The organism is Lagierella sp. (assembly GCF_029983815.1).
Taxonomy (GTDB): domain Bacteria; phylum Bacillota; class Clostridia; order Tissierellales; family Peptoniphilaceae; genus Mediannikoviicoccus.
This window is the reverse complement of record NZ_JASBYU010000012.1, coordinates 1-11,823: the sequence shown is the minus strand read 5'-3', so window position 1 is coordinate 11,823 and position 11,823 is coordinate 1. Positions and strand designations below refer to the sequence as shown.

General features: G+C 36.0%; 4 protein-coding genes. 1 reads left to right on the top strand and 3 read right to left on the bottom strand.

The genetic code is table 11. The features are described from left to right. Positions 1–98 precede the first annotated feature (98 nt). Genes Q1K37_RS05870 through Q1K37_RS05860 form a run of 3 tightly spaced genes read right to left on the bottom strand, consistent with a single transcriptional unit; the run spans position 99 to position 5,566 of the window. A complete protein-coding gene (locus Q1K37_RS05870; protein WP_300410422.1) occupies positions 99–1,148 on the bottom strand; it encodes a CAMP factor family pore-forming toxin in 1,050 nt (349 codons plus the stop codon). Between the two features lie 12 nt (positions 1,149–1,160). Next, on the bottom strand, positions 1,161–2,993 hold the full coding sequence (locus Q1K37_RS05865) for a CAMP factor family pore-forming toxin (RefSeq protein WP_300410420.1): 1,833 nt from the start codon (positions 2,991–2,993) through the stop codon (positions 1,161–1,163). A gap of 47 nt (positions 2,994–3,040) precedes the next feature. Further along, positions 3,041–5,566, bottom strand: a complete 2,526-nt coding sequence (locus Q1K37_RS05860) for a lectin like domain-containing protein (protein WP_300410418.1) — start codon at positions 5,564–5,566, stop codon at positions 3,041–3,043. 641 nt (positions 5,567–6,207) lie between these two features. Between Q1K37_RS05860 and Q1K37_RS05855 the strand changes: the two genes are divergently transcribed. Beyond that, positions 6,208–11,748, top strand: coding sequence for a lectin like domain-containing protein (locus Q1K37_RS05855; RefSeq protein ID WP_300410416.1), 5,541 nt, complete (start codon positions 6,208–6,210; stop codon positions 11,746–11,748). The last annotated feature ends 75 nt before the right edge of the window (positions 11,749–11,823 follow it).

The window sequence follows — 11,823 nt, the reverse complement described above, 5'->3', positions numbered from 1 at the left end:
CCTTATCACCAATATTATAAAGAAGGCTTATAAGTTTTTATTTTATTAAAAAATCGCCAAAATAAACTTTAGCGATTTCTTACAACTTCATTATTCAATTATTTGTGATTGTATAATAGAGCGTTGAAGTTTGCGATTAGATCTCTTAAAACTGGTTGAGAAGGTCTAGTCTTTAACATTTCTTCGTTAGTTCTATCTATAGCTTCTGCAAGTTCCATTCTTCTGTCACCATGCCTCTTAGCTCTTCTAGCTTCTGCACGAAGTCTCTTAACTTCTTCGATTTCATAGTTCTTAGCTCTGAAGTCTTGACTGTTGATAGCAATCATCATAGCTTGATTTAATTCATCAGTCAATTGGTAGATTTCAGCCACAGTTCTTTGTGGTTTCAATCTTTCATTTGTAATTCTTGCAATTTCTCTGTCCAAATCTTTTATAACATCTGTTGACTTATCCTTTAAATCGTTGTATTTTGCAAATCTTGCTTTATGAAGTAAAGTGTCTAGGTCAGATCTAACATAAAGATTTGCTGCATCATGTAAACCTATGTCAGGGTATCCTAACAATTTTTGTTTAAGCACTTCAAATTCTGCCATATGAGTCTTCATATCTTCAATAGTATGGAAAGGACTTGCTGCAATTACAAGACCTTGGAAGATATATTCAGCTATTTCAGTATGAGCAGCATCTACCTTATATCTCAATTCAGTTGTTGCAAATCTTATAGCCACTCCAAGTCTACCTACTAACATAAGTCTTTGAGGAATTGATTGTAGGTCATAGATATCTGCAAATCCAACTGCTCCAACGGACATCTTGTCGATATTACCTTCGATTTCAAGAGTCTTTTCATCGAATTCTGCCTTCATCTTTTCTTGAGTTTCATTATGAGTTTCTAAATGGTCAACTTCATCTCTATAACCTTGTAATTGTCTCTTGAATTCATCATATTCAGCAATTTCAAGAACAGCTGTTTCTTCTTCAGCGTCATCTATGATTCCATTTATTCCAACTTTTTTTTCAGAAACTTCCAACTTTTCTTCTACGGCAACTTCGTTTTCTTCTTTTACTTCATTTGCCAATGTAATTGTAGGTGCTACTGCTCCAAATGCCATAGCTAATGCCAATGCACCTGATATTAACTTTTTCATTTAGATTTCCTCCTAATTAGTAGTTTGTTCAAATTGTTTTTCAACATTACCAACTTTTACAGTTCCTTTAAAGTCTTTTCTCCAAACTCCAAAGTCAAAGCCTGTAAATTTAACTTCAGCACTTCCTCTTTCAAAATAAAAATCTTTGTCAATACTTCTGTCTTCACTTGAAATAGATAGTTTTGCAGGTCCGGTATAAGGTGTATTATTTTTGCTAGCATTTATCTTTACTCTAAACACTCCTGCTACTTTATCTGTAAGTTCAACAGAATTGATTTCATATTCATCAGTTTGGTTTTCATCCACTATTGTAAGGTTTATTCCGTTGATTGCACCAGTTTCTGATTGAGCAACCAATTTTGTAGTACCAGCCTTTAGCGGAGTAACTATACCCTCGGATGATACCTTTGCAATGGATTCATCTTCCACAGCATATTCCAAAGTCTTATTTACAGCATCTGTTGGAAGAGGTAGAGTAACTTCTTTCAAACTATAACTTTCATCTAAATTGATTTTAATATCTCTAACATTAAAGTTTATAGAAGTTATAACCTTCTCCATCTTTGCTACAGGAAGTGGTTTTATAGTACTATTTTCTCCATCGGAATAGTTTGGATCCACTGCATTATGTCCTGTTGAAATAAGCTTAGGTACACCTGTTAAAACAGCTCCTGGTTCTGTGATAATAAGGTCAAAAGACTTTTTAACAGCATTGTCTAAGGACACAGCCATGATCTTTACAGATCCAGGTTTTATTGGAACAATTTCTCCACCGCTTACCCTAGCAACATAGGAGTTAGAAGAATATAGGATAACATCCTTGTTCTTAACTTCATCAGGGAATACAACTGGTCTTATTCTGGTTCTTTCGTCAACGTGAATATATCCAGTAGTCCCTTCCATGAACTCTATTCTCTCAACTCTAATCTTTGGACCGGTGATTCTCTCCATAGCTTCATGTAAAACTTCTACTTGTTCATCCAATTCACCACAGGTAACTGTTATTCTAAATATCATCCTATTGGTATCTGCGATTACCTTTTGTAGGTATTTTGCTGAGAAATTCTTATACCCTCTCATAGCAGATCTTCTAACCTTATTTGCTTCACGAACTTCCCTAGACACGCCAGCCTTTTTATAGATTGTGGCGATATCATGAGGTTGTAAATCTGGGAATGATAACAATTCTTGTTCTAGTGGTTCCCATGAATTGATATATTCCATGATTTGATCATTTGAAGCAAATGGATTTAGTACATACAATATTCCCACTAGGATATATTCAGTAAGCTTTGTATGAGCTGCAACTACCTTGTTGGATAGATCAGTAGTTCCAAATCTTATAGCCCTACCGATTCTTATCATCAATTGGATTCTTGCAGGTATAGTTTGAACGTCAATGATCTCTTCTATACCTTGAACTGCCCCTTCCGGCTTGTTTAATGAACTCTCATATAGGTTGATCTGTGTGTCAAGTTCATATACAGCTTCGTTGTACTTAGTTAAAACCTCTTTTTCCTTTTCGTTTTCAGGTTCTATACCTCGTACAGCTCTTACGGCTTGTTGTAAGTCACTTCTCATCTCAGCAACTTCCAACTTAGGTTCTTCATCTACAATTTCTTCTGAATTTTCATCCTTCGGTAGTGGTGATAACTCAAGCTTATCTTCTTCCGGTTTTTCTTCATCTTCAGGAAGAGGAGCTATTTCAAATTCATTTGAACTATACTCCAATTTTTCTTCCGGTTCAGAAGTATCCTCTATAAGACCGGTTGAGGCATAAGCAGGAGCAACCGAAGTAACTACCATAACTAGTGCTAATATAGCTGATAGCACTTTTTTACTCATGACTTTCCTCCCCATTTATATTTTAAATAGTTAAACTATTTAATGGCTTAATTGAATCCGAATTTAATAGTTTGAGATTTATCCTTAACTGTAAGTGTAGCTTCAAAGTCCTTTCTCCAAACTCCAAAGTGACATCCATTAAACTTTACAGTTGCAAAACCTTCATGAAAATATACAGTTCTAATTTGAGTTCTATCATCACTTGTAACTTTTATATTAGCAGGACCATTATATGGTGAATTTCCATTTTTAACCCTCATATTGATTGAGAATATTCCACCACTTCTTCCTGTATTTGTCAAAGATTCTATTACAATGTCTCCAAGTTCAGGATTTGTAACGACCTTAATCTCTAAAGTTGAACTAAGTCCATTGTCTGACTTAGCCGTAATGACAACGTCACCTAGTTTGTGAGCAGTCAAAACACCATTTTCATCAATAGATGCAATATTTTTGTCAGATGAGTAGAATTTTAAATTTCTATCGGCATTGCTAGGATAGATACTAATATTCTCGTTTAAATTAAACTTCTCATCCACAAAGATTCTCTTGGATCTAAGATTAAAATAGATTCCCCTTGGTTTACCATCATCCGGTGCAATAACATCCTCTCCCGGTCTAATAGACGGCCCATTGGTATCAGGCTCTTTAGGGGTTGATGGATCCTTTGAATCTGGCTCTGGTGGTACATAGTCATTTGCTCCAATGATAGGAACTTCTGTCCTTCCAGTAACCTTGAGTCCTGCAGGTACCACTTGTAAATTAAACACTGCTGAAACCATTCGAGACTTTGATCTGGCTATGATATTTACATTTCCAGGATCTCTCGGATAAACTATTCCCTTTTCCTTATCCACAACACATATTTCTGGCTTTGAAGATACAAATTCCACTTCTTCTGTAGCACTACTAGGTCCTATCAAAGCGGTCAGTTGACCTTTCTTTGTAACATCGATGTAACCTAGGTTACCCTCTGCCAATTCTATATGTTCTATTTTCACTGTACCATCATCTGGTACTTCAGGATCTGGTATTGGATCTGGATCCGGCTCAGGTGTTGGACCTGGTGCAGGCTTAATATCTGGATATGGATTAGCCGCTGTACTTGTAATCGCTTTAATACAGAAGTTTGCATCTGGCAATTGTCTAGTTAGATCTGTCCAACTTTCACCATTTGCGGAAACATAGGATTGTCCCTCTTCAGCGAAAGCTTTAGAAGAGAAACTGTTGATCTTTGCCTCCACCGGCAACGGGAATCTATATCCATTGGATGTGGAGTCCATATAGACAACTATTCCAAAAGTTTCGCCCTCTTTTATATTTATCTTATCGGTTTTAATATTATAATATCCTGGATATTTCAAAACTCCAGAAGCTATCTCTACTTTGTTTTCTCCAAGTTCCGAAGTCTTGGAAATATTTTGAACCGCATAGATTGTATACTTTGTCCTTGCACTTACATTGAATAGTCCAACTTCTTTTAAGTACTCGTCCCTTGTGGAAGTGAAGACATTTGCCATATAACCCTCTCCACCATAACCAACAGATCTAGTTGCTCCTAATGGGTCATATTGGTATATATTTGCTTCCTTGTCCAATCCCTTTGGTACGAAAACCGCATTTGATTTACCACAGTGGGCGTCATAATAAGATACATAGTAGTATCCATTATCCAAGAAATTTTTACCCCAGGAATTTTTACAAATCCAAGCCCCGTCACCTGCAGGCTTGGAAGTGAAGGCATTTCTTGAAAATCCATCATCCCACCCTACTATAGTAACTGCGTGATCTGCTTTTCCAGCTCCTGGATTATAATAGGAATTGTATTTTTTATTTTCATAATATTCAGAACTGTTAATGGTAGTGTAAACTCCACCATATTTCATAATTGCCCATTTAATATCATCATTTTGAAATGCATTGGCCATATTAGGCAAATATATTATTTGATCTATGTCCAACATCCTATCTACATTTTCAGGAGAGTCGGAAGAACGAGGATCATAAGGGTCAGCCCCTTCAGATACAGGTCCAGAACCTCTTGATAGATAGGCAGCAGCAATCTCTCTATTGCCTCCATCATCAATGCCCCAGTCGAATCCGTGGGTATTTCTCATATGTTTTTCACTAAAGTCAAACTCGCCGAAAAACTTCAAATATGACTCCATTGCACCATATGTGGCAAATGCCCAACAGGAACCATTTTTCCCCTGACTTCTTACAGGAGTCACTCTTCCTTCCTTTCTCAAATCAAATCTAGATGGATACACAGATCTAACTCTAGTTCTAACTTCTGCATCCTTTATTTCCAAAGGAGATGCTTTAATTCCAGACTCTTTGTTGGTAAATTCTGGATCTATTGGAGCTAGTTCGAGTTTTTCTGTTTCAGCAGGCGCATCCTCTAAGATTTCAGAAATTTCTAACTCTTCAGCTTGCTCTGTCTCTTCAGATTGACTGATTTCAAGCTTCGGTTCTTCCGTAGCTTCCGTCGTTTCAACTTCATTAGCATAGGAAACGAAACTTGAGCCCATGATACTAAAAGATAGTAACAAAGCTATTAATTTCTTCTTCATATCAAAACTATCCTCCTACTATATTTTGAAAACAATTCCAAACTTCAACCCAATGGATTTGGAAAAAATTAGAAATGTTATCCAATTAAAAAATCTCAGCAAATTTAAAAGTTAAAATCCAAAAAGGCCTTTGCATGTATATACAGCTTAGGACAGATATTATACATGCGAAGATAAAACTTAAAATAACTTTAAAAAATATCCTGATGGTAGTAATAATATCATAGTTTTTTGGTTTGTTTAAGCTTATTTTAAGTATTAAACACAAATCTTGATTAAATTTTTGTTAAATTAATTTTAAATGCGTATTTTTCAACATTTGCTGCTTTTATTTACCCTTGTAAAACTATTAAGAAATTTTAATAAATATAATTTCAACCCATTTCTTTATTACATTATCGTAATTCTTATTAAACTATTGAAATAATCATAAAGGTAATGACAATCTTATTGACTTTCTTAATTAAATCTTAAAATTTAATATGCATGCTATTGTATTTTTATTTGAATTGTGATATATCTACATTGCAAGTATTTCTTAGTTTTTTTAATAATTGGGCTATTATTTTAAGGACTAGGAACTAAGGAGGTCGATATTCCATAAAACGCTTTCAAAAAAATTTAATAAAAAGGAGAGGAATATGAAGAAATTAACGTCGTTTTTACTTTCATTTTTGATGTTGTTTCAAATCCTAGTGGCACCGGTGTCTACTTCTAATGCCACCACTTTGGAGCTAAATCCAGAGGATTTAGTTGAAACAGAAGCAAAAAATGAAGAACCGAATCTTGAAATCAGCCCACTACCTAATGGCGCTGAAGAAGTTGAAAACGAGGACAAATTGGAAGTAAGTCCTAACCCAAATGAAATAGTTGAGAACTTAGAAATTGGAGAAGCTCCTAAAAACCCTGATTTCAATAAAGTTTCCAATTCTGGAAGCAATAAAAATTTTGGTTTGATGCAAGATCCATTTAAAGTGAACACCAACTATCAATTGATTGATTCTATCGATAAATTTCCAAGGCAAAAGGCCCCTTCTGCCCTACCTTCAAGGTATGACTTAAGGAATTATAACAGGGTAACTCCAGTTAAAAATCAGGGACCTAACGGTTCTTGCTGGGCTTTTGCGACTTATGGATCGGCAGAGTCCGTACTTATGCCGACTTTACACGATTTTTCTGAAAAGCATTTAAGAAATACTCATGGTTTTGACTGGGCACCAGACCAAGGTGGTACTTCCGCCGTAGCTGCAGCTTATCTAGCTAGATGGTCTGGCCCTGTAGACGAAGCTTTAGATCCTTATAGTCCCTATGACTTTAGATCTCCTCTAAATCTTCCTACCAGTATGGAATTGAAAGAGGTTCTATATATTCCTGATGTTAGAAATACCAATGATAGGGATAGATTGAAGAGGGCAATCATGGACTATGGTGCAGCTTATACCACTATCAATGGAAATGAATATTACACCAATTTTAGAAATATGGCACATTATAATAATAGTAATGCCTACCAAAACCACGCTGTTACAATCGTTGGATGGGACGACAGCTATAGTAGATACAACTTTGGAATCACACCTCCTGGTGATGGCGCATGGATAGTAAAGAACAGCTGGGGTCCACACTGGGGTAATGCGGGTGGTTACTACTATGTATCCTATTATGACAACCACTGTTCAAAGGGAAATGCCATCTTTGTACTTAAGAACAAAGAACCTCAAAAGACCATTTGGTACCACGATCCCCTAGGAATGACTCAAAGTATGGGTAGTGGAAACACAGGATGGTTCGCCAATGTATTTGGACCTGTTAAGTCAAACCAAAAAATAGATGAAGTGGGATTCTTTGTACCTTCAAATAACGCCTCCTATGAAGTGTATATTAACACCAACTTCGGCGGAAATAGCGGTTTTAACAACAGGGTTAGGGTAGCTTCAGGGTCGTTAGCCTATGCTGGATATTACACAGTTAAGTTCAATCCACAGACAATACCTGCTGGAGCGTATTTTTCCCCGATTATAAAGTTGACCACTCCAGGCTATAACTATCCTATACCTGTGGAGTCAAGACATTACGGCTATTCATCTAGAGCCAATTCAAATTATGGACAGTCCTATATTTCCTTTGACGGTTCAAATTGGCAAGACATAGCTAGGAGAAACTCTGGTTCAAATGTATGCGTTAAGGCATTTACAAAGCCTGCTGCAGGTTATGTTCCACCGGTTGAAGACGTTAAAGTTAGGGAAATAAGGGTTAATAATCAAAATATAACTCTTAATATTGGAGATACTGAAAAACTTGACTATGAAGTACTTCCTAGAGAAGCAAAAAATAAGAACCTAAACTTTACATCAAGTAATCCTTCAGTAGCATCTGTTGATAGATCAGGAAATATCAAAGCTTTAAGAGAAGGTTCAACTACCATCACTTTACGTGCAACTGACGGTTCAAATAAATTTACTTCGGTCAATGTGACTGTTAAATCCTTTTCGCCAACAGATATAAAAGTTAGAGAAATATCCCTTAGCCCAAGGGAGAAAAGCCTTAATGAGGGAGAAAACTTTACTATTACCGCTACGGTATCACCTTATAATGCAACCAATAGAAATCTTAATTGGTCCAGTTCTAACCCAGCTGTAGCAAATGTAGATAATGGTAAGGTAATTGCAAAATCTGCTGGAACCACCACTATTACTGCAAGTGCAACGGATGGATCTGGTGTAAAGGGATATGTAAATGTCAATGTGGCTAAAAGGGATAATTCTCCTAATAAAATGTATTTGACAAGTACGGTTTCTGAAGAAGTGGTAACTTTAGGTAGAGGTGTCTCTATTACATCAAATGTAAAAAACAGCTCAAATTACAACTTGCGATACGCTACTATTACTACAACCGTTGAAACTCCTTCAGGAAGAAAGTATATAGACAACAAATATACTGACTACTATGGGAATGCCACCTATACACTAGACTACTCTAAACTTTCTGAAATTGGAACCTACAATGTTTCAGTAATGGCATCCGGTGGTACTTTTGAGCCTACCCAAACCACCTTATCCTTTGAGGTTAAGGACTCTAGGCCTACCTTTGAAACCAAGTTAACTTTGGATAAGACAGAAATATTCAATACGGAATATGTCAAATTAAATATTCAAACCCTTTATGGCAACTATAGAATTACCTATGCGGATGTGGATATCCTAATAGAAACCCCTGATGGGTACACTCATAAAGCTAATTTTAATTCTGGATACTACGCTTCTGGAACTTATAATTACACTCCTGGTAAAACTGGAGCAGAAGGCGTATATAAGATTAAAATCATAAGTAAAAGAAATGGTTATAGAGATTCTATTGCCACAGGTGAGTTTAAAGTTAAAAAGTCGGCTATGCCCGAAGACTTTAAATTGACTTATAAATTGGACAAGGATAGTTATAAATACGGAGAAAAGGCAAATATCTACTTCAATGCCACCGCCAATGACGGTAGATATATTTCAGGAATGCCTCTACAAATAGATGTAAAGGGTCCTGATAATTTCAGTGTAGATCTGTCTAAGACAACGGATTATTACGGTAGAGCAAATATGTATATTCAGCCAAATCAAGATATGAAACCTGGAGAATATACCATAACTGTAATTGGCCAACACTATTACTATGGCGCGGTGAAAAAACAGTTTAGCGTAAATTTTGAATCTACAGAGACTAAGGATGTAATAAATCTTGAAATTAGCTGTGATAAGAAAAATTATAATGTAGGAGAAAAGCCTACCTTTAAGGCGAAACTAACAGATAGTAAAAACAATGCTATGACAGGTTCTTATGTAACTTTCTCCCTTATGGATTCCAATGACAAAGAAGTAGAAAACAGAGGTCTAACCACTTTTGCTTCTGGAGAATTGACCTTTATTCCATATAATAAATTAAATGCAGGAACTTATACTCTTAAAGTTACTGCGACTAAATATGGCTATGAAGACGTTGTTAAGACTTTGTCTATAACTGTTGGCGAAGATAGTTTTGAACCTTCTAATCCTGATGGAGAAAACTTCTACAAGATGGTAGAAACCGACGAAGGCCAAAGGATTATTGAAGAAAATAAGAAAAATTCTAATTTCGTTTTACTGGATGTTAGAACCAATGCAGAATTTTTGGAATCCCATATTGAAGGGGCAACACAATATGATTACTATAAAGATGATTTCAAAGAATTCTTAACTAAGTTAGATCCTAATAAAACCTATCTTATTTACTGTAGGACCCAAGTAAGATCTGGAGCAACTGCTCAGATGTTAAAGGAAATGGGCTTTACAAAAATTTACTGGATGAATGGTGGTATGACTAAGTGGTTAAGGGAGTCAAGACCTTCTATCATGCCGGAATACGATAAGACTTTAGACTTGGAAGTTGTTACAGATAAGAGTTCCTATAGACCTGCTAATAGCGTTTTAGTATCAGTCAACTTAACTGACCTTGAAAATAACGGAATAAGAAAGGGTAGTAGTTCACTAGAAGTCTTTGACTCTAAGGGAAATAAAATAGCAAATACTACCTTGACTATGGATGACTATGGAAAGAAGGATTGGAAGTTTAACCTTCCTTTCAATTCCAATGGACAATTTAAAATTGTAGCAACAGCCTCCCACAAGGACTATAAGCCTGCTAAGGGTTTAGCATTATTTACTGTGGGAAGTTCTGATGGAAATAAGTTTTTAAGCTTCAATGAAAGAAATTCAAAGGGACAATTCAGTCACCTTAAGAAGACGGACTTCGAATATGAATCCTTAGTTGAAAATTATGGTAAAAACATCCTTAAATACGAGGTAAAGGACAATAAACTTAAAACTAGACAAATAGCTGACCTAGTTGAACCAGGTAAAAAGACTGTAATAGTATTTGGATACCCAGGCTGTGGTCCATGTGTTGATATGTGGAAGGCTATGAGCCTTTTGGCCCATGAAGAGTACAACTTTATTGAAGTGGTAACTTCTGTCGAAGAAGATGTTAAATCTACTATCGATTTTACGGATACTGTAATCAAAGATCAAAATATTGACCCTAAATTCAAAGACCATATCTACTATGATGCTGTAGATACTATATGGGGATCAAGGTTGGATTTCTTAACAACACCTAATACAGTTCTTTTAGATGAAAATGGTAGATTGGTAAATATAAGTGGTGCCTTAGATGCTAAAGGTCTATTGAATTTCTATAAAAAGACATTTGGTGAAGAAATCAATATTGATGAACAAGTAAATGAAAAGGCACTGAAAATGGATTTACAATTGGACCAAGACACTGTGGAACAAGGAGGAAAAGTCCTTGCTACTGTAACCCTTAAGGACTATAAGGACAATCCTGTCTCAAGGGCGACTGTTAGGTACACTGTAACAAATCCTAATGGCAGAGAATTCTACTACGATAGAATGACCGACAGCAATGGCCAATGTGCTTTTACAATTTATACCGCTAGGCAAGCGACTTTAGGAAAGTACAACGTTGTAGTTTCCTACAATGGGTCTGATTATGATGAATCATCTGTGAGTTCATCCTTTAACGTTGGAAATAAAAGTCCTGATAATCCAGCTCCAACACCGGATCCTGATCCAAGACCGGATCCAAATCCACCAAAACCAGATCCAGATTATCCACCTACACCGGATAATTCCCTAACCTATTCTCAAAGGGAAGCTAATGAAGAATTTAGACATATAAGTTCCAACGATTTAGGTGGAAAACTGAGAAATGTATATGGTACCAATGTCAATAATTACTCTTTAACCGATTTAAATGGTTATTCAAAGACCATCAGTTCCATAACCGATGGACGAAGACCTACGGTTATAGCCTTTGGTTACCCTTCCTGTGGTGGATGCCAAGGTTCTTGGAGATACTTGGTGAACATTGATAAATCACAGTTTAATATGATCGAAGCAATGACTACAAATTCCTCAGGGGAAGTAATTAACACTCTATCTAGACTGGGATTGAGTCAAATGCAACCATATTTTTATACAAATGGTAGAACCATGTTCAATCTAGTAAATTCTAATTATGTGCCAATGTTGATGTACTTGGATAAAGACGGAAATATAACAAATCTATCCTACTTTAATTCGAATTCAGAAGTACTAAGCATTGTTAACAGTATTAGTACAACCACATCTAGAAGATAAGCTTAAAGAGCACTCATAAATTGTAGTGACCCCCTAAATCCGGACATGGATTAGGGGGTATTTTAATGTCAAAAT